This is a genomic window from Ochrovirga pacifica, assembly GCF_000220525.1.
GTDB lineage: Bacteria > Bacteroidota > Bacteroidia > Flavobacteriales > Flavobacteriaceae > Ochrovirga > Ochrovirga pacifica.
The window spans coordinates 13745-32844 of record NZ_AFPK01000005.1 but is presented as its reverse complement, the minus strand read 5'-3'; the positions used below and the strand labels follow the sequence as shown (position 1 = coordinate 32844).

The 19100-nt window shown below is 33.9% G+C and carries 18 protein-coding genes and 1 pseudogene; 5 read left to right on the top strand and 14 right to left on the bottom strand.

Features of this window, described 5'->3' with window-relative positions; all coding sequences use genetic code 11:
- Positions 1 to 36 precede the first annotated feature (36 nt).
- Positions 37 to 639, top strand: coding sequence for a ribonuclease HII (locus tag FS85_RS0100415; protein ID WP_010133955.1), 603 nt, complete (start codon positions 37 to 39; stop codon positions 637 to 639).
- On the opposite strand, the gene lipB is transcribed toward FS85_RS0100415, so the two are convergent.
- A complete protein-coding gene (gene lipB, locus FS85_RS0100410) occupies positions 636 to 1340 on the bottom strand; it encodes a lipoyl(octanoyl) transferase LipB (protein WP_010133954.1) in 705 nt (234 codons plus the stop codon). The two genes, FS85_RS0100415 and lipB, sit on opposite strands and share 4 nt — an antisense overlap.
- Positions 1341 to 1426: 86 nt before the next feature.
- Between lipB and gldA the strand changes: the two genes are divergently transcribed.
- Positions 1427 to 2323: a gliding motility-associated ABC transporter ATP-binding subunit GldA gene (gene gldA / locus FS85_RS0100405; RefSeq protein ID WP_010133953.1), complete on the top strand. Its 897-nt coding sequence runs from the start codon at positions 1427 to 1429 to the stop codon at positions 2321 to 2323.
- Between the two features lie 4 nt (positions 2324 to 2327).
- Here the strand turns inward: gldA and FS85_RS0100400 are convergent, their stop codons facing one another.
- Entirely contained in the window at positions 2328 to 2687 is a 360-nt protein-coding gene (locus FS85_RS0100400; RefSeq protein ID WP_010133952.1) for a DUF4870 domain-containing protein, read from the bottom strand.
- A 42-nt stretch (positions 2688 to 2729) separates the two neighbouring features.
- Here FS85_RS0100400 and FS85_RS0100395 point away from each other — a divergent pair, with 42 nt between their 5' ends.
- Positions 2730 to 3185 (top strand): DUF4442 domain-containing protein, encoded by a 456-nt coding sequence (locus FS85_RS0100395; protein ID WP_010133951.1) that lies wholly within the window; start codon positions 2730 to 2732, stop codon positions 3183 to 3185.
- Positions 3186 to 3187: 2 nt separating this feature from the next.
- Here FS85_RS0100395 and FS85_RS0100390 read toward each other — a convergent pair whose 3' ends face one another.
- The 11 genes from FS85_RS0100390 to FS85_RS0100340 form a co-directional block, all read right to left on the bottom strand.
- A complete protein-coding gene (locus tag FS85_RS0100390) occupies positions 3188 to 3868 on the bottom strand; it encodes a DUF4369 domain-containing protein (RefSeq protein ID WP_010133950.1) in 681 nt (226 codons plus the stop codon).
- A gap of 77 nt (positions 3869 to 3945) precedes the next feature.
- Positions 3946 to 5616 (bottom strand): solute:sodium symporter family transporter, encoded by a 1671-nt coding sequence (locus FS85_RS0100385; RefSeq protein WP_010133948.1) that lies wholly within the window; start codon positions 5614 to 5616, stop codon positions 3946 to 3948.
- Positions 5617 to 5773: 157 nt separating this feature from the next.
- Positions 5774 to 6583: a Cof-type HAD-IIB family hydrolase gene (locus FS85_RS0100380; RefSeq protein WP_010133947.1), complete on the bottom strand. Its 810-nt coding sequence runs from the start codon at positions 6581 to 6583 to the stop codon at positions 5774 to 5776.
- 150 nt (positions 6584 to 6733) lie between these two features.
- Positions 6734 to 8644 (bottom strand): molecular chaperone HtpG, encoded by a 1911-nt coding sequence (gene htpG, locus FS85_RS0100375; protein ID WP_010133946.1) that lies wholly within the window; start codon positions 8642 to 8644, stop codon positions 6734 to 6736.
- Between the two features lie 217 nt (positions 8645 to 8861).
- Positions 8862 to 11240 carry an outer membrane beta-barrel family protein gene (locus FS85_RS0100370; RefSeq protein ID WP_010133945.1) on the bottom strand — a complete coding sequence of 793 codons (2379 nt, stop codon included), beginning with the start codon at positions 11238 to 11240 and terminating at the stop codon, positions 8862 to 8864.
- Between the two features lie 14 nt (positions 11241 to 11254).
- A complete protein-coding gene (locus FS85_RS0100365) occupies positions 11255 to 11746 on the bottom strand; it encodes a dihydrofolate reductase (protein WP_010133944.1) in 492 nt (163 codons plus the stop codon).
- Between the two features lie 69 nt (positions 11747 to 11815).
- On the bottom strand, positions 11816 to 12823 hold the full coding sequence (locus FS85_RS0100360) for an energy transducer TonB (protein WP_139062111.1): 1008 nt from the start codon (positions 12821 to 12823) through the stop codon (positions 11816 to 11818).
- Positions 12824 to 12892: 69 nt separating this feature from the next.
- Positions 12893 to 13717, bottom strand: coding sequence for a thymidylate synthase (locus tag FS85_RS0100355; protein WP_010133942.1), 825 nt, complete (start codon positions 13715 to 13717; stop codon positions 12893 to 12895).
- Positions 13718 to 13804: 87 nt separating this feature from the next.
- The gene (locus tag FS85_RS0100350; RefSeq protein ID WP_010133941.1) at positions 13805 to 14437 is read right to left on the bottom strand and encodes a bifunctional nuclease family protein; all 633 of its coding nucleotides are present in this window, start codon (positions 14435 to 14437) and stop codon (positions 13805 to 13807) included.
- 16 nt (positions 14438 to 14453) lie between these two features.
- Positions 14454 to 15407 carry an electron transfer flavoprotein subunit alpha/FixB family protein gene (locus FS85_RS0100345; protein ID WP_010133940.1) on the bottom strand — a complete coding sequence of 318 codons (954 nt, stop codon included), beginning with the start codon at positions 15405 to 15407 and terminating at the stop codon, positions 14454 to 14456.
- A gap of 38 nt (positions 15408 to 15445) precedes the next feature.
- Complete coding sequence (locus FS85_RS0100340; protein WP_029489165.1) at positions 15446 to 16192, bottom strand: electron transfer flavoprotein subunit beta/FixA family protein; 747 nt, start codon at positions 16190 to 16192, stop codon at positions 15446 to 15448.
- A 143-nt stretch (positions 16193 to 16335) separates the two neighbouring features.
- Here FS85_RS0100340 and FS85_RS0100335 point away from each other — a divergent pair, with 143 nt between their 5' ends.
- Both FS85_RS0100335 and FS85_RS0100330 read left to right on the top strand, forming a co-directional pair.
- The gene (locus FS85_RS0100335) at positions 16336 to 17319 is read left to right on the top strand and encodes a pyruvate dehydrogenase complex E1 component subunit beta (protein ID WP_010133938.1); all 984 of its coding nucleotides are present in this window, start codon (positions 16336 to 16338) and stop codon (positions 17317 to 17319) included.
- A gap of 140 nt (positions 17320 to 17459) precedes the next feature.
- Positions 17460 to 18374, top strand: coding sequence for a manganese-dependent inorganic pyrophosphatase (locus FS85_RS0100330; RefSeq protein WP_010133937.1), 915 nt, complete (start codon positions 17460 to 17462; stop codon positions 18372 to 18374).
- Between the two features lie 85 nt (positions 18375 to 18459).
- Here FS85_RS0100330 and FS85_RS0100325 read toward each other — a convergent pair.
- Positions 18460 to 19092, bottom strand: a pseudogene (locus FS85_RS0100325) (deoxynucleoside kinase); the annotation flags it as partial.
- Between the last annotated feature and the right edge of the window lie 8 nt (positions 19093 to 19100).

Below are 19100 nucleotides of genomic sequence, written 5' to 3'. Positions count from 1 at the left end.
CAGAATGACTAATATTGAGGGAACCAAACAAGAAATATGCCTTTATTAGCCAATTTTTCAGGAAATAATTTAGAAGCAGGAACCGATGAAGCTGGAAGAGGTTGTTTGGCAGGGCCTGTGGTGGCTGCTGCTGTAATTTTACCAGAAAATTTTGAACATCCTTTACTCAACGATTCTAAGAAATTGACCGAAAAACAACGCAAATTGTTGTTGCCTATTATTCAGAAAGAAGCCTTAGCTTATTCAGTTGCCTATGTGTATCAACAAGAAATTGACGAATTAAATATTTTACAAGCCTCTATTACAGCCATGCACAGAGCCATAGATCAACTAACACTACAACCTAATTTTATTATTGTTGATGGAAATAAGTTTAGGCCTTATAAAGATATTCCAAGTGAAACAATTGTAAAAGGTGATGGCAAATACTTGTCTATTGCGGCTGCATCGGTTTTGGCCAAAACATATAGAGATATGTATATGGAGAAACTTCATCTAGATTTTCCTGCATACAATTGGAAAAAAAATAAAGGCTACCCTACTAAAGAGCATCGCAAAGCAATCTTAGAAACAGGAAGTTGTGAGCATCACAGACAAAGCTTTAAGTTGTTGCCTGAAGAGCAGTTACGGTTGTTTTAGAAAGGAAGCAATTCCCACTGAAAAAGGTTGCCTAAATGATGTAATAATTTTTGCTGTACTTCATTAATGTCAATAGATTTGCCCAGTTCAGCTTGCATTGAAGCCACAGCTTTTCCTTTAATTCCGCAAGGAATAATATGGTCAAAATAGCCTAAATCTACATTTACATTCAGTGCAAATCCATGCATAGTTACCCAACGACTACTGCGTACGCCTAAGGCACAAATTTTTCTAGCAAAAGAAGTTCCAACATCTAACCAAACACCTGTTTCTCCTTCACTTCTTTCTCCTTTAATATGGTATTCTGCTAAAGTTAAAATCACTGCTTCTTCTAAAAAGCGTAAGTACTTATGGATGTCAGTAAAAAAATTGTCGAGGTCTAGAATAGGATATCCTACAATTTGTCCAGGACCGTGATAGGTGATATCGCCACCACGATTGCTTTTGTAAAAAGTTACTCCTTTGGCAGCAAGTTGATCTTGGGTAAGCAATAAATTAGACAAATCTCCACTTTTACCCAAAGTGTATACATGAGGATGTTCTACAAATAAAAAATGGTTGTTAGTAGCAACAGGTTTTTCTAATTTACGGTTAGAGACTTTGGTGGCTAAGATTTCTTGAAACAATTGATCTTGATAATCCCAAGTTTCTTTATAGCCTCTTTTTCCTAAGTTTCTAAAATGTACGCTCTTATTTTCCATGTTTGCAAATTTCAGAATAATCGTTGAAATAATCAGTCGTAAAAGGGGAGAATTGCTAACTTTATTGCCTGTTAAATTTAAAGGATATGTCCATTAAAGTAGAAAATGTAACCAAACAATACGGAAATCAAATTGCGGTAAACCATTTGAGTTTTGAAGTAAAAAAAGGGGAAATTGTTGGGTTTTTAGGGCCTAATGGAGCTGGGAAATCAACCGTAATGAAGATGTTAACAGGATACATTGAACCCTCTAAAGGGAAACTTTTTGTGTGTGATACTTTGGTAAGTACCCAAAGCAAATTAACAAACCAGAAACTAGGTTACTTGCCAGAGCACAATCCATTATACAAAGAAATGTACGTAAAAGAATACCTAGCCTTTATTGCTAATGTACACAAAGCTGCTAAAGAAGAAATAAAAAAAGTAATTCATCAAACAGGGCTAACATCAGAGGCAAATAAAAAAGTACATCAGTTGTCTAAAGGATATCAGCAAAGAGTAGGTTTGGCTGCTGCTTTAATTCACAATCCAGAAGTGTTAATTTTAGACGAACCCACCACAGGTTTAGACCCTAATCAGCTAGTAGAAATTCGTGAACTAATCAAAAAAATAGGAAAAGAAAAAACGGTTTTGTTTTCTACACATATAATGCAAGAAGTAGAGGCTGTTTGCGATCGTGTGATTATCATCAACAAAGGAAACTTAAAAATTGATGCCAGTTTAGAAGAATTAAAATCAGGACAAAAGCAAATATTACATGTTGTTTTTGATTTTAAGATTGAATTTCAGTTTGTGAATCAACTTAAAGATTTAGAAACAGCTACTAATTTTCATGACAATGAATGGGAGTTGATTTTTAATACTAAAGAAGATAAACGTGCAGCAATTTTTGATTTTGCAAACGAACAAGGTTTAAGAATTTTACAACTAAACAGCAAAAACAAAACCTTAGAGGCTTTGTTTAAGGAGGTTACGGCTTCTTAAAATTTTATTTGATAATGTCCCAACTAATGGGATAGGTGTAGTATTGTCCTTTGTGTGCAGCAATGGCTGCTCTAATAATAAAAAGAATGTATAGTAAAACAAAAATTATTGCCAAAGGAGCTACAAAAAACGTACCTAAGCCAAAGGTAAAAATTATAAAGAGTACTGCCAAAATACCGATGATAATTACTGAAATTTGAAAATTTAATGCTGCTTTTCCGTGTTTGTCAATAAAATCACTTTCTTCTCTCTTTAGTAACCAAATAATTAAGGGAACAACTATTGGTAACATTCCATTTAAAAAACCGCATAAATGCAGAATCATTGCTAAATTGTGATCTGTTTTACTGTCTACTATCTTCATAACAAAAAAATATGTATTTTAAGTGTTGCCAATAAATGTACAATGAAACTAACAGCCAAACAATTAAATCGTTTTTTATTTTTTAAATTACCTTCTGCCTACTGGTGTGGTGTACGTGTAGCAACGTTAACTAAAACAATGTGTGTTGCAAAAGTAAAATTGAACTGGTTCAATCAAAATCCTTTTCAATCGATTTATTTTGCGGTACTTGCCATGACAGCAGAATTGGCAACTGGGGCTTTAGTCATTAAATTGACCCGAGAAACAGGGCATAAATTTTCTACATTGGTTTTAGGAACCCAGGCAGAATTTACCAAAAAAGCAGTGGGTAAAATTTACTTCAAATGCCACGAAGGAGTAAGCATTCAGAAAGGAATTGATGCTGAATTGTTGTATGGAGAAGGAACTCAGTTTACACTAGAATCCATAGGAACTGATGAAACTGGAGCCATAGTGGCTAGTTTTAAGTTTACATGGAGTATTAAGCTAAAAGAATAATTTTACTCGATAAGCTGAGCATTTAGCAATTTTCCATATTTACTTGCTTTGATTTCTGGTTCTAATGCATCGTATATTTTTTGCTTTAGCTGAGGTGCAGCTTGTTCCATTTTTGCATAAGCGATGTAAGGGGCAATAGCTTTATCTTTGTGTGCAATAGCAAAGTTGGCAGAAAACAAATACATACGCTTTAAGTTTTGTAGTCTGCGTTGTTCTATTTTTTCTACTTCGGCAAAATCATTGTGTTTTTGAGATTCAAATTTGGTTTTGATTAAATCTAAATTCTCATCTTGAAATTTTTTGATGTATTTGTCAAAAGTTTCTAACAAGTCATGTAGGCTTGAACCTGTGATTTTAGATTTGCTATAAAAATGGTCTAAATTGGTTTTGATATGCGTTGTTCCTTGTTCACCAAAAAAAAGAAGTTGTTTGGTGCTTAGCTTGTCTAAAGAAAGAATGAAAATTTCAGGTTCTTTAATGTTGTTGGCCATAATAAATTCTTCTTTTCCATTGTCTATATATACAGAATCGATGACCAAAATTTCCCCATCTTGAATCTTTTCAAGATAAATGGTTCCTTTTTTTAATCCTACAATCTCTCCTTCAACAATAAAATTTTTATCAGAAGTGTTAGAACAACTATACAATGCTATGGTTAGTAAGAAATATACGTACTGTTTCATGTTGATCAAGGTAATAAAATAAACCCACTACAAAAATAGTGGGTTTACAAATATATCGATATATTTTAACAAATTTTTTAATTAAAGTATATATATGTAGCAACTACGATAACAGTTATTATAATTCCTACAGGTTTTAGCAATTTCCAAGGGGTAATATCTACTTGTTCTGTGTATTGTTGCACAAAATCGGTTTCTCTTGGTTTTAATTTACCAATAATCAACATAATAATAATGTTTAGAGTAAACAAAATTGCACAGATGTCTAAGAAATGCGGCAATTGTCCTGGAATTACAAATTCGTCTAACACTACGTACAAGCAGTATAAAGCTACACCAGAAACTAACCCAATTTTAGCAGCAATAGCAGGTACACGTTTGGTTAAATATCCTACAATAATAATAGTAAAGATTGGAATGGTATAACACCCATTAATTTTTTGTAAATACCCAAACAAACCGTCGTTAGCATATATAATAAAAGGAGCTATACAAGCACCACCAATTGCTAAAAAGATTCCAAAAGTTTGTCCCACTTTTACCACTTTTGCTTCAGAAGCTTCTTGGTTGATGTGAGCCTTATAAATATCCAAACCAAAAATAGTTACTGATGAGTTTAAAGCTCCGTTAAAAGAACTTAAAATAGCTCCAAACAATACAGCAGCAAAGAAACCAACCATTCCAGCAGGTAATACTTGTTTTACCAATAATGGATATGCTTGATCTTTAATAATAGCTGATGAGAAAAAGTTATAATCTCCTGGATGCTGAGACATATGGTAAGCAATAATTCCTGGCAATACCAACATTAAAGGTCCTAATATTTTTAAGAAGGCAGCGTATAGCAAACCTTTTTGTCCTTCTACTAAGTTTTTGGCACCCAAAGCTCTTTGAATAATAGCTTGGTTGGTTCCCCAGTAAAATAATTGTACCAACATTAAACCTGTAAAGATTGTATGGAATGGCACAGAGGCATCAGGTCCTCCTGCGGCAATAAATTTCTCAGAGTGTTCAGTAAATAATGTAGAAACTCCTTCACCAATACTACCATCACCAATTGCTAACAATCCAAATACGGGAATTGCCAAACCTCCAATAATCAATCCAATTGCGTTGATAGAGTCAGAAACAGCAACAGCTTTAAGTCCACCAAACACGGCATATATAATACCAATAACAGCAATAGAAATTACCGTTGGCCACAGTGCTAAAAAGTCTTTTTGTCTTTGTAAGTCTGCCAATTCAGCAGGAGATAAGGTACTTGCCAAATCTTCTGGAATTACTAAACCTAAGGCTTCGGGTACATCAAACATAGTGTTAATGGCCAAAGCTCCAGAAAATAAGACAATCGGAATTAAAATAAATACGTATCCACTTAAAAATAATCCAGATACCCAAGTTTTGGTCATTTTATCGTATCTGTTTTCTAAAAATTGAGGTACCGTAGTAATTCCTCCTTTTAAATATCTAGGCAATAAAAAGGCAGCAGTTACAACCATAGCAATAGCGGCTAAAGTTTCCCATGCCATAACTAAAACTCCCTCTTCAAAGGCAGCTCCGTTTAATCCTACTAATTGTTCAGTAGACAAGTTGGTCAATAATAAGGACCCCGCAATTACAGGTCCAGTCAAACTACGTCCTCCTAAAAAATAACCATCAGAACTATTGACATTTTTTCTGGTCGCAAGCCAGGCAATTAAGGCTACCAATAAGGTAAAGCCAAGAAATGAAGCGATAGATAAAAACATATATGTAAGTGTTTAATTAAGTACGTTTTTTAATGGGCGACAAATTAATGATTTTAACATTATTTTGATACACAAAATGCTTTTTTTTGGCTTAGTTATAAAAAAAAATACACGGAAACTCATTTTTGATTACAGATAAAGACAAAGCCCTATTTTTTTAGATAAATTTTTGAATGGCTTTGGCTACGCCATCTTTTTTATTGATGTCTGAAATAGCATCGGCAACTAGCAAAACTTCTTCTTTGGCATTACCTACGGCAACTCCTAATTTTACTGCTTTTAGCATTTCAATATCATTGTAATTGTCGCCAAAAGCAATACAGTTTTCTAGGTTAAGTTTTGGGTATTTACAAGCTAACAGTTCCTGAATTCCTGTAAGCTTAGAAATTTTTTTGTTTGCAATTTCAATGTAGGTATCTTTAGAGCGATAAAGATGTAGTTTATCCCCGTGTAATTTTCCTATTTCAGAATAAATTATGTCAATATCTTCTTTGTCTCCCATACACATAACTTTATGAGCACCTTTTCCTTCAGAAATCCACAGGTTAATTACATCGGCAGTTGGTTTGACGATGGGAGTTACTTTGGTATTGTTTTCTTCTCTTTTAGCCCAAAAATCAAGGTCAGGAACATACCAATCATCATTATTGTACAGACTTAAATGTACTTTTCCTTTTGGGTTTAATTCTAAAATATCTTCTAATAGGGTAGGAGGGATCGAAATATCATTAATTACCTCTCCGTCGGCTATAATCAATCCTCCATTGTAACAAATTATAGGTAAATCCGAAATATTTAAATCTTTCTGAATATGTGTCATTGCACTGGGCATGCGTGATGAAATCAAAATAAAAGGAATGTCTTGTTGGGTAATTCTTGCAACTTGTTGTTTTAACATTTCGGAGACTTCTCTTTCTGAGTTTAATAAGGTTCCATCAATGTCTGTAAAGGCGATTTTAATGTCCATAGTGAAGAAATTTTTAGGTAGTTGTCACAAAAATAGGTTTTTGTGAGAAGAAAAGAAACCTAAAATAAAGGGATTGCTAAAGGTGTTTCAATAAAAAAAGCCCTTGCGTTTTTGCAAGGGCTTTAAAATTGTGTTGTTTTGGCGTATATTTTACTTAATCAACTCGTAGCTACGTTTTATAAAGTTGGTTAAGTCTTCTCCGTGTAACAGGTTTTGAGACAATTTAGCCAAGTCAAAGGCCTGAGAAATCAATGCTTTTTGTTTGTCTTCATCGGCATTTAAAATGTCAGAAACCAAATCGTTATTAGTATTTACGACCAAGTTGTACATTTCTGGCATGTTTTCCATACCAAACATACCACCACCACCTGTAGCGCTCATTTCTTTCATTCTACGCATAAATTCGGGTACGGTAATTATAAATGGAGAAGCTGAAGAATCCATCGCTTCTAATTGAACGGTGTAGTTCTCTTTAGGTACAGCAGCCTCAATAATTGGCTTTAATGTTTCTTTTTCTTCGTCAGACAATTTAGAAATTACATTATCGTCTTTCTTAATTAAGTTGTCAATATGGTCAGAGTCTACGCGTACAAAAGTTACATTTTCGTTTGTTTGCTCTAGTTTTTGAATTAAATGGGCAACAATAGGAGAATCTAACAACAATACTTTATAGTCTTTGTTATTTGCAGCTTGTATAAAACTGTGTTGTGCTTCTTTGTTTGCAGCATACAATACAACTAACTTACCATCTTTGTCGGTCTGAGCAGCAGCAAATTGTTCTTTAATTTCATCAATAGTTAAGTAACCACCGTCAGTTGTTGGGTACAATGCAAATTTGTTTGCTTTGTCAAAGAATTTTTCGTCAGATAACATTCCGTACTCAATAATTACTTTAATGTCATCCCAGTAACCTTCAAACGCTTCTCTATCTTTTTTGTAGATAGAACTTAATTTGTCAGCGATTTTCTTGGTAATGTATCCAGAGATTTTTTTAACAGCACCATCCGCTTGCAAGTAAGAACGAGATACGTTTAATGGAATGTCTGGGGAATCAATAACTCCTTTTAACATTTGTAAGAAATCAGGAACAATTCCTTCTACGTTATCCGTAACAAATACTTGGTTTTGGTACAATTGGATTCTATCCTTTTGCATGTCTAAGTTTTTAGACAACTTAGGGAAGTATAAAATACCTGTTAAGTTAAAAGGGTAATCAACGTTTAAGTGAATGTTAAACAAAGGTTCCTCGAACTGCATTGGATACAACTCTCTGTAGAAGTTTTTGTAGTCTTCTGCTTCTAAGTCCGAAGGTTTTTTGGTCCAAGCAGGGTTGGTATTGTTTATGATGTCATCAACATCAATTTGTTTATGTGGTTCTTTTTCCTCGGTACCGTCTTCTTTTTTGATCACTTTAGGTTCAAAATCAGGATCGTTTACCTTTTTTGTTCCAAACTTGATAGGTACTTGGTTAAAACGGTTGTACTTAGTTAACAACTCACGGATTTTAGATTCTTCTAAGAATTCCTCAGAATCTTCAGCAATGTGTAAAATGATTTCAGTCCCTCTTTCGGTTTTGTCAACTTGCTCAATTTCGTAGTTTGGAGAACCATCACAAGACCATTTTACAGCAGGTGCATCTTTAAAAGATTTGGTGATTAGTTCTACTTTGCTAGCCACCATAAAAGCGGAGTAAAACCCTAATCCAAAGTGCCCAATAATTCCAGAGTCTTCTACTTTGTCTTTGTATTGTTCAATAAATTCTTCGGCACCAGAAAAAGCAATTTGGTTGATGTATTTCTCAACCTCTTCTTCGGTCATCCCAATTCCTTGATCGATGATGTGTAGTTTTTTTCCTTCTTTGTCAACTTTTACTTCTAATTTAACATCACCTAATTCTACTCCAGCAGCTTCGCCAATGGTAATTAAGTGTTGCAATTTTAATGTTGCATCTGTACCGTTAGAAATTAACTCACGCAAAAATATTTCGTGATCTGAATACAAAAACTTTTTAATTAATGGAAAGATATTTTCTACCGATACATTAATGTTTCCTTTAGCCATAATTTATCTATTTGTATTATTTGATTTCTTTGTAATTTACAACAAGACCTAGTCAAATAGAATACCAAATTGTTTAGTGTGACAGGTTGGCAGGAGTTTGTCAATGGGCAATATACAATGTACAATGAACGATAAGAATTATCCTTTTATAAAGTTTAACAAAACTTATGTAACCAAGTTTTGATGCTGGATTGCAAGATACTATTTTTGCTAATTGCTAAAAAACATCTCCACCGCCTGCATCTTGATCTTCTCCTGGGCGATTTCTTCTTTTTTGTTTGAATTGATTTCCTATGTTATACGTAAAAGAAAGTGTAATGTTTTGACTTTCCCAGTTAAATTCACCTTCTTGTTCTATTGGATTTACAATATTAAAACGGGCTCTAAATACGTTAAAAATATCAGATGCTCCTAAGGTTAATACACCTTTGTTATTTAATATTTTTCGGCTTGCACCTAAGTTCATCAAAAACATAGGTTCGCGTTCTCGTTGAATGTTTTCATCATGGCCTCTGTACATTTGCATTATTTGCAAACTCCATTTTTTACCTAAAGTAAACTTGTTATTCAGCCTAAAATTAAACAATACATTATCGGCAGTAGTTAGCTGATTGTTTACGATACCTTGTTGTTGTTGATAGTAAAAATCGGTACTTCCGTTAAAATTCCACCAAGAGGTAAATTTTAAGTAGGCTGCTAGTTCAATACCCAAATTATCAGCAGTATCAAAGTTATCATAAGATAGTAAAATACGGTTTTGTACTTGTGTGTCTTTACTTAAACTTCTACTAATAAAATCGTTAATTCTTCTAAAAAATCCAGTTGCAGAAAGGTTTCCTCCAGATACTTTTCGGTTGTATCTTAGTTCAAAAGAATTGGTAAACTGCTGTTGAAGTTCGGGATTTCCTTGAGAAATCATTAGCGGAGTACCCCAAGTTCTAATAGGATTTAGTTGTTTAATAGAGGGTCTGTCTACACGTCTGCTATAGCTAAACTGTAACTGATCTTTGTCTGTTACTTCGTACGTAGCAAAAAAACTAGGATAAACAGAAATAATTTCATCAGTTACCAAATTGTTTTGCTCATCTATTTTTGCATAAAAGGTAGCATCTAAATCGTACAATTCTGTTCTTAATCCTGCTTGTATTCCTAACTTGTCTATTTGTTGTCGATAATTAAAATAAGCCGCATAAATTTTTCTGTTAAAGTCAAAGTCATTTAAGCCTTTTGTTTCCAATTCATTGTTCTTATTATTGACTAGTTGGGTTGAAATATTCGACTTTTCATTTCTCCAATATCTAATATCTATTCCGGTTTCTATAGAAATATCATCTCCAAAAGGTTGTGCGTAATCTAAGTTTACAATCCATCTTTTAGATTCCGAATCAATTACTTCGTTATAGTTATATTGCCTGTTTTCTGGTGATTTTAAATAGTCTAGCCAATCACTGTCTTCTGGGGCTTGACGAGTGTTGTAAGAAACCCCAAAATCTAATGTATGTTTTTTGTCGTTAAACTTTTTATGAAAGCTTGCATCGTAGGTTTGTGATCTTGGTTCTCTGTCTAAATCAAAAATACTGTTGTTGATTAGGTTTCCTGAGGTGTTAAAAATTTGGGTGGTGTTTCTGTAGTTTAACTCATTAAAGGTTTGAACTGTAAATAGCGAGATGCTTGTTTTTTTGTCTAAATCTATGTCAGAACCTAATTTTACAAAATGATTGTTACGGTTGTTAAGTCCATAAGTATTTTGTTCGTTGTCATTTCTTGTTATACGTCCTTTTATATCATCTTGTCCACCTCTAAAATTGTAGTTGGCAAAAAAGTTAAGGTTTTTAATTTTGTAGTTAAAGTTTCCGCCTGTATTTCCCCTAAAATTTCGTCCGTAAGTAGCAGATGCATTTATGCTTCCGTTAAATCCACTTCGGGTGTCTTTTACCAATTCTATATTGATGATACCGCTATTTCCTTCAGGGCTGTATTTTGCGGACGGATTGGTAATAAGCTCAATATTTTTAATAGCATTGGCAGGCAGTTGTTTGATCAGTTGATCTGTGGGAATGTTTGTGGGTTTTCCATCAATCAATACTACAACATTGCTGTTTCCTCTTAACGATAACTCTCCCGTTTGCTGGTCTACAGCTACCGATTGTACATTGTCTAAAACACTAGCTGCATCAGTACCTACATTGGTCAAGTCTTTTCCGACTTTAATCACCAATCGATCTATTTTTTGTTCTATACTGGTAGTTTCTGCACGCAACTCTACCGCTTTTAGTGCTTGTACATCTTCTTCTAATAAAATAGTGCCAAGGTCTAGCAATGGTTGGTTGTTAAAAGAAATGCGTTGTTGATAGGGCTTATAGCCAATAGCCTCTACTGTGATTAGATAATTGTTTTGTTGTAAGTTTTTTGCTAAAAAACTTCCTTCTTCATCGGCCAAACTGGTTCTGGTTTCTTTTGGGTTTTTAATGAAAATGGTTACAAAAGGAACTTCTTCTTGTGTTGTTTTACTGATGATTTTTCCTATAATTTGTTTTTGTTGGGCAAAAGCCATTTGTCCTATCAAAATTAAAAATAGGTAGAAAGAACGTTTCATATATTTGTATGTTGCTATTGTTTGTTTCTTTTTTGATAACGAACAAAACTATAATCGTATTTGTTTTGTTCGTCTGCAGCAAATTTTTTTCTGCTAATTTCTTGCCAAACTGCAGGGTCTATGTCAGGAAAGTAAGTGTCTGCATCAAAAGTACTATGAACTTCACAAATATCTAGCTCATCAACCAAATGAATGGCTTGTTTGTATATTTCAGCACCACCAATTACAAAAGTATTGCTGTCTTTTTGTGCTAAAGCAATTGCTTTTTCTAAAGAATTGGTAACTAAACAACCTTTTGCTGTGTAATTAGGGTTTCGGGTAACAATGATAGAGGTTCTATTAGGTAATGGTTTTCCTATAGATTCGTAGGTGTTACGTCCCATGATAATATGGTGTCCCGAGGTTATTTTTTTAAATCGTTTTAAATCGGCAGGTAAGTGCCATATTAAATCGTTGTCTTTTCCAAGTTCGTTGTTGTTACCAACCGCAGCAATGATTGTTGTCATTTTCATTTTTTAATTCGTTGCAAGATACTATGTTTTAAAGAATCAAACGAAAAAGTAAAAAGGAATTGCTTAAAAACCGTTTCTATAAATTAGATTTTTTCTTCTGGCTTTATCCAAAATGATAAGGTATTCCATCATGATTTGATCCATGCTCATCCCACTGTGCTTTTTGTAGTTGTAATAGTTTTTAAAATGGTTGTTGTTTCTAACAATATTTTTAATACTAGTAGGGTAAATATAGCAGTAGTAAAAGTTTTCTCCATTTAGTTTGGCAGGAAATTTTGCTTTGGGCAAACGATTTACTGCTTTTTGATATGAGTTTAGCAGCCTTTGGTTTTGGGAACTAATGATAGATGAAGTTACATGACCTTGAGGAGATACAATAAATTTTAAATTCATTTGATGGTCGTTCTGTAAGTCTTCTGCTTTTACAAAATTTAAATCAATAGCGTTGTACAGAAATTCAGTTAAATATAAGTAATTACATTTGTTAATTCCGTCATAACTAAATTCTTCTTTACATTCTATATACACCGGAGGGGTATATCCTATAGCGGTTGTATTGCAACGAACAGAGGGAGTGTTTCCGTAATTCTGAATTACAATTAAAGTGTATTTGGTAGAAGAATTAAACTCTACAATTTTTAGCAAACTAAAGTCTAGTTCGTTAAAAGCTTTTTTAATTTTTTCGTCTAAATCTACGGTAGGAGCATTGGTGGTAATTTTAATGGGCTCTTTATTTCTGTTTAGTTGAAAATCAATATGTACATTTCTTCGTTCTTTGTTAAACTCAATTGATTTTAAATCCTTTCCCGAAATGTATTTTCTAAAGTGAATGGTAATTTTGTTATTCAGCGTAGTAAAATCGTCAATAGTACTAAAAATAACATTTTCATGAGTCAGAAATTGTTCTATGTAAACACTATCGTTATGGTGTATAGGATATAACAAAGCCATAGAATCTGCTTCGGACTTGTTAAAAGTGTCTTTGCTAGCAGTCGTTAACGGGGATTTACTTTTGCACGAAATGCAAAAAAGAGCAACCAATAAAAAGAATAATAGACAACGTTGTTTCACTAAATGTGTTCGATTTCAAAAGTTTTACAATAAATTAACGATTTCTATAACGAAATTTGAGAGGAATTATTACACAGAAACTTTTCCTTTTATAGTAGGATGTGGATCGTATCCAACCAAGGTAAAATCTTCGTAAGTAAAATCAAAGATATCTGTCACTTCAGGATTCAATTCCATTTTTGGCAACGGTTTGGGAGTTCTGCTAAGCTGCAAGTCTATTTGCTCAAAATGGTTGTTGTAAATGTGTGCATCTCCAAAAGTATGAACAAAATCTCCAGGTTGTAAGTTGGTTACCTGAGCAATCATTAAAACCAACAAAGCATAAGAGGCAATGTTAAAAGGAACTCCTAAAAAAGCATCGGCACTACGTTGGTACAATTGACAAGACAATTTACCATCGGCCACATAAAATTGAAAAAAGGCATGACATGGAGGTAATGCAGCTTTGTTATTGGCTACATTTTCTGAGAACGAAACAGAGGTGTCGGGAAGTACACAAGGATTCCATGCTGAAACTAGCATTCTACGGCTGTTGGGGTTTGTTTTGATGGTTTCTATTACTTCCTTTATCTGGTCAATCCCTTCGTTGTTAAAATTTCTCCATTGTTCACCATAAACAGGTCCTAAATTTCCATTTTCATCAGCCCAGGCATCCCATATTTTTACGTTATGGTCTTTAAGGTACTGTATGTTGGTGTCTCCTTTTAAAAACCAAAGAAGTTCGTGAATAATAGATTTTAAATGTAGTTTTTTGGTAGTTACCATAGGAAAGCCTTCCGACAAATCAAATCGCATTTGATATCCAAATACACTTTTGGTTCCCGTTCCTGTACGATCTCCTTTTTGAATACCATTTTCTTTGATATGCTGAATGAATTCTAGGTATTGTTTCATGAGAAATTTTATTTTGTTTGCAAAAATAAGAAAAAAGCCGAGAGATTTTTTCTTCGGCTTTTTGGTAAGGTTGAATTTTATCAGTTTTTATCTTTTGTTCAGTTCGTCTCTTAACTGAGCAGCAGTTTCGTAATCTTCTTCTTCTATGGCAGTTTTTAGTTTTTGCTCTAGTTCTTTTACAGAAAAACTTCCGTATTTAGATGTATTACTGTCTATTGCTTCATTATTGTCAAACAAAGCGGCCAATTCATTTTCTTCATCTAACATTTCATCCTCCTCTAAATCTTCATCTTCTTCAAAACTTTCTTGTTTTAGAATAATTCCAGCATTGTCTAAAATTTGTTGATATGTATAGATAGGAGCATTGAATCTAATGGCCAAAGCGATGGCATCAGAGGTACGAGCATCAAAAACTTTTTCTTCACCGTCTTTTTCGCAAACCATGCTAGAATAAAAAACACCATCAGTAAGTTTGTGAATGATTACTTGTTTAATAACAACCTGATAACTTTCTGCAAAGGTTTTAAATAAATCGTGTGTTAAAGGTCTTGGTGGAACAATTTCACTTTCCAAAGCAATGGCAATAGATTGTGCTTCAAAAGCTCCAATAACAATTGGTAGTGTTTTGTCTCCGTTTACTTCATTTAGCACCAGGGCATAGGCTCCTGTTTGTGTCTGACTGTAAGAAATACCTCTAATATCTAATTGTACTAAACTCATTCTGTTTGTTTACGTGTTAAGCATTTTCTGCTTTAAATGCTTTTAATTTTTCAATCAATTTAGGGACTACTTCAAAGGCATCACCTACAATACCATAATCGGCTGCTTTAAAAAATGGAGCTTCAGGGTCTGTATTAATAACTACTTTAGTTTTGGATGCGTTGACTCCTGCCAAGTGCTGAATAGCTCCAGAAATAGCAACTGCTATATACAAGTTGGCCGCTACTGGTTTTCCTGTTTGTCCAACGTGTTCAGAGTGCGGTCTCCATCCCATATCTGATACAGGTTTAGAACATGCGGTTGCTGCTCCTAATACCTCTGCCAAATCTTCGATGAGAGAAAAATTACTAGCTTCTTTTAGTCCACGTCCTCCAGATACAACAATATCGGCATCGGCAATGGCAATTTTTCCTGAATTTTTATCGACAGAAACTGATGCTAATGTAGTATTAGTTTCCGTTGCTTGGAAATCTGTTACAGTCGCAGTTGTTGGTTTTTCTACAATTCCAAAAGAGTTTTTAGCCAAACCAATAACCTTTACCTCGGATAAAATTTGAGTCTGACCAAATGCTTTACCTGAAAAGTTTTTTCTTACCACCGTAAAAGGAGCTGTGTTGATAGGGACAGCTACAACATTGGATGTGTACCCAGCTTTTAATTGAGCTGCAATTAATGGAGCAACACTATTCCCTATTGCATTGTTTCCTAGCACAACAACGGTGCTGTTTTTTTCTTTTGCAATTTGAGTTAAAGTGGCAGCGTATTGTTTGTTATTTAGAGATGCTGATTGAACATTTACTATTTGGTTTGCTCCGTAGTTTTGCAATGCTGTATTATCGGTAGCGTTCATAGAAACTGCAACTAATTCTGATCCTAGAAGATCAGAGATTGCTTTGGCATAAGATACCGTTTCTAAAGTTGATTTTTTATAGATTCCTTCACTGGTGTCTGCGAATACAAGTACTGACATAGTTGTGTGTTTTTAAGGCTTTATTAAAAGCAAGGTTTTTAAATTACTTTAGCTTCGTTGTGTAATAGCTCAATTAATTGGTCTACATCATTGGCATCTATCATTTTACAAGCAGCTTTCTGAGCAGGTTTTTCAAAACGTTCAATTTCTGTTACAGCAGTAGCTTCTACAGGGGCTACAATAGATAACGGTTTTTTACGAGCCATCATAATTCCTCTCATATTCGGAATTTTTAAGTCTTTTTCTTCTACCAATCCTTTCTGACCAGCTACGACTAAAGGTAAATTTGCAGTAAAAGTTTCGGTACCACCGTCGATTTCGGTTTCAGCAGTTGCTGTTGTTCCGTCAATTTCTAAACTAATACAAGCATTTACAAAGTCAATATCTAAGAAAGAAGCCAACAAACCTGGAACCATTGCTCCGTTGTAATCAATAGACTCTTTACCAGTTAAAATCAAATCGTACTCACCTTGTTTATAAATTTCAGCAAGTTGTTGTGCAACAAAAAAACCATCTGTTGGTACAGCATCTATACGAATAGCATCGTCGGCACCAATAGCCAAACATTTTCTTAAAGTAGGTTCTGTACTAGCATCACCCACGTGAACAACTGTAACTTTTGCTCCTTGTTTTTCTTGAAACCAAATTGCTCTTGTCAAAGCAAACTCATCGTATGGATTTATAACAAACTGTACACCGTTGGTGTCAAATTCAGTCAATTCGTTGTTAAAATTTATTTTGGAAGTCGTGTCGGGAACATGACTGATGCATACTAATATCTTCATATTGAGAAAATTAAATGTTTCTTAAAAATTAAAAATAAGCAAAAGCTAAAGTAAATCAAATTTTACAAATAATTTATTTTTAATAATAGAAAAAATGGAAGTGATTTTGTTATTTTTGTCCATATTTAGTCAAAATCAAATACATGAAAACGATACAGTTTAGAGAAGCAGTATGTGAAGCCATGAGCGAAGAAATGCGTGCTGACGAAAGCATTTATTTAATTGGTGAAGAAGTAGCTGAATACAACGGTGCTTATAAAGCATCTAAAGGGATGTTAGATGAGTTTGGTCCTAAAAGAGTAATTGATGCTCCTATTGCCGAGTTAGGTTTTGGAGGGATTGCTGTAGGATCTACCATGACAGGTAACAGACCTATTGTAGAGTATATGACTTTTAACTTTGCTTTGGTAGGTATCGATCAGATTATCAATAATGCCGCTAAAATAAGACAAATGTCAGGAGGACAATTTAAGTGTCCTATCGTATTTAGAGGTCCTACAGCTTCTGCAGGTCAGTTAGGGGCTACTCACTCTCAGGCTTTTGAAAACTGGTTTGCAAATACACCAGGTTTAAAAGTAGTGGTGCCTTCTAATCCTTATGATGCAAAAGGTTTGTTAAAAGCTGCAATTAGAGATGACGATCCTGTAATCTTTATGGAGTCTGAGCAAATGTATGGTGATAAAGGTGAGGTTCCAGAAGGAGAATACATTATTCCTTTAGGAGTTGCCGACATCAAAAGAAAAGGAACAGATGTTACTGTAGTTTCGTTTGGTAAAATTATAAAAGAAGCTTACAAAGCTGCAGAGACTTTAGAAAAAGAAGGAATTTCAATCGAAATTATAGATCTACGTACCGTTAGACCAATGGATACCAAAGCTATTATAGAATCGGTAAAGAAAACCAACCGTTTGGTAATTTTAGAAGAAGCATGGCCTTTTGGTTCTGTAGCAACTGAAATTGCATATAGAGTACAAGAACAAGCTTTTGATTATTTAGATGCACCTATCCAAAGAATTAATACGGCAGATACGCCAGCAGCATATTCTCCAGTATTAATGGAAGAATGGTTGCCAAATGCACAAGATGTAATTGATGCAGTAAAAGCAGCTTTGTACGTAACAAAGTAATTGCATTACATGAAATTTATATATAAATTCCTTTCTTATTTATGAGAAAGGAATTTTTATTTTAGAGTGTTAATTGGTTTTAACATCCTAAATGTATTTTAGTTTTTAAAGGGTATAAAATAATAAATAAAATTAAAAAAATGGCATTAAAAGTTTTTGGACACAGATCGCCAGACACCGATGCAACTGCTTCGGCTATAGTGTGGGCTTGGTATTTAAATCAGCAAGGAATAGAGGCAACTCCTTATGTTTTGGGAACTCCTAATACAGAAGCCTTGTTTGTTTTAAAGCATTGGGGGTTTGAGGTTCCTGAATTGTTAACCTCCGTAAGTGAAGAAGATGAAGTGGTAATTGTAGATACCAATAATCCAGATGAGTTGTTTGAAAATATCAACCAAACAGGAGTAGTACAAATTATTGACCATCATAAATTGATTGGAGGAATCCAAACACCAGCTCCTATAGATATTACCATAAAGCCGTTGGCATCTACAGCTTCTGTAATGTATTTAATGATGGGGGTTGATGAGGTTTCGGATTTACCAAACGAAATTGCAGGGTTGATGTTGTCTTGTATTATTTCTGATACATTAGAATTCCGTAGTCCAACTACCACAGAAGATGACAAAGCGATGGCTGAACATTTGGCTCATAAATTGGAGTTGGATATTCATCAATATGCTACGCAGATGTTTGAAGCAAAATCGGATGTTTCTGAATTTTCTGATGAAGAGTTGATTAAAATGGATAGTAAAATTTATGAAGCTAGTGGTATTAAATACAGAGTTTCTGTCTTAGAAACAACTGCTCCAAACATTGTCTTAGAAAGAAAAGAAAGTATTTTTACAACCATTGAAGATGTAAAAGTACAAGATGGTGTTGATGAAATTTTGCTGTTTGTAATTGATATTTTAAAAGAACAAGCAACTTTGTTTGTGCCTAATGAAGCTGTAAAATTGGTAGCAACTTCTAAGTTTAACGCAAATGTAACTAGTGATTTGGTGATTTTGCCGGGAATAGTTTCAAGAAAAAAACAAATTATTCCTGTGTTATAAACAAAACAAATCATGTACATAAAAAAAACTCATCAAACAATATACAGTCCGTTTGATGAGTTTTTTAGTTTTTGAAAAATACAAACTAGAATAGCCCGTGTATCTGAGCATCAATTTTATCGATAATAATTCCTAAATCTTCAGGGTTAGAAACATAATCAAGATGGTCTACTTCTATAATTAATTTTTTTCCTTTATCGTAAGTGGTAATCCAAGCCTCGTAACGTTCGTTTAGTCTGCTTAAATAGTCAATATTAATAGAACTTTCGTATTCTCTTCCCCTTTTGTGAATTTGTCCTACCAAAGTTTTAATGTCGGCTCTTAAGTAAATTAACAAATCGGGTGGTGTAACAAGGTTTTCCATCAATTCAAACAATTTATTGTAATTGTTAAAATCTCTATTGGTTAGCAAACCCATGGAAAATAAGTTGGGGGCAAAAATTTTGGCATCTTCATAAATAGTTCTATCCTGAATAATGTCTTTACCACTTTGCTGAATTTTTAAAATCTGTTCAAAACGACTGTTTAAAAAATAAACCTGTAGGTTAAAAGACCAACGCTCCATTTCGTTGTAAAAATCATCCAAATAGGGATTGTCTTCTACACTTTCAAAATGCGCATCCCATTTGTAATGCTTTGCTAATAATTTAGTTAAGGTTGTTTTTCCTGCTCCAATGTTTCCTGCGATGGCTATGTGCATTGCTCTAAATGTTTTGTAGTTAAAAT

Bases quoted from the DNA above. Each gene is read 5' to 3' on its own strand.
- FS85_RS0100415 (WP_010133955.1), top strand. From the start codon at position 37: ATGCCTTTATTAGCCAATTTTTCAGGAAATAATTTAGAAGCAGGAACC.
- lipB (WP_010133954.1), bottom strand. From the start codon at position 1,340: ATGGAAAATAAGAGCGTACATTTTAGAAACTTAGGAAAAAGAGGCTAT.
- gldA (WP_010133953.1), top strand. From the start codon at position 1,427: ATGTCCATTAAAGTAGAAAATGTAACCAAACAATACGGAAATCAAATT.
- FS85_RS0100400 (WP_010133952.1), bottom strand. From the start codon at position 2,687: ATGAAGATAGTAGACAGTAAAACAGATCACAATTTAGCAATGATTCTG.
- FS85_RS0100395 (WP_010133951.1), top strand. From the start codon at position 2,730: ATGAAACTAACAGCCAAACAATTAAATCGTTTTTTATTTTTTAAATTA.
- FS85_RS0100390 (WP_010133950.1), bottom strand. From the start codon at position 3,868: ATGAAACAGTACGTATATTTCTTACTAACCATAGCATTGTATAGTTGT.
- FS85_RS0100385 (WP_010133948.1), bottom strand. From the start codon at position 5,616: ATGTTTTTATCTATCGCTTCATTTCTTGGCTTTACCTTATTGGTAGCC.
- FS85_RS0100380 (WP_010133947.1), bottom strand. From the start codon at position 6,583: ATGGACATTAAAATCGCCTTTACAGACATTGATGGAACCTTATTAAAC.
- htpG (WP_010133946.1), bottom strand. From the start codon at position 8,644: ATGGCTAAAGGAAACATTAATGTATCGGTAGAAAATATCTTTCCATTA.
- FS85_RS0100370 (WP_010133945.1), bottom strand. From the start codon at position 11,240: ATGAAACGTTCTTTCTACCTATTTTTAATTTTGATAGGACAAATGGCT.
- FS85_RS0100365 (WP_010133944.1), bottom strand. From the start codon at position 11,746: ATGACAACAATCATTGCTGCGGTTGGTAACAACAACGAACTTGGAAAA.
- FS85_RS0100355 (WP_010133942.1), bottom strand. From the start codon at position 13,717: ATGAAACAATACCTAGAATTCATTCAGCATATCAAAGAAAATGGTATT.
- FS85_RS0100350 (WP_010133941.1), bottom strand. From the start codon at position 14,437: ATGAGTTTAGTACAATTAGATATTAGAGGTATTTCTTACAGTCAGACA.
- FS85_RS0100345 (WP_010133940.1), bottom strand. From the start codon at position 15,407: ATGTCAGTACTTGTATTCGCAGACACCAGTGAAGGAATCTATAAAAAA.
- FS85_RS0100340 (WP_029489165.1), bottom strand. From the start codon at position 16,192: ATGAAGATATTAGTATGCATCAGTCATGTTCCCGACACGACTTCCAAA.
- FS85_RS0100335 (WP_010133938.1), top strand. From the start codon at position 16,336: ATGAAAACGATACAGTTTAGAGAAGCAGTATGTGAAGCCATGAGCGAA.
- FS85_RS0100330 (WP_010133937.1), top strand. From the start codon at position 17,460: ATGGCATTAAAAGTTTTTGGACACAGATCGCCAGACACCGATGCAACT.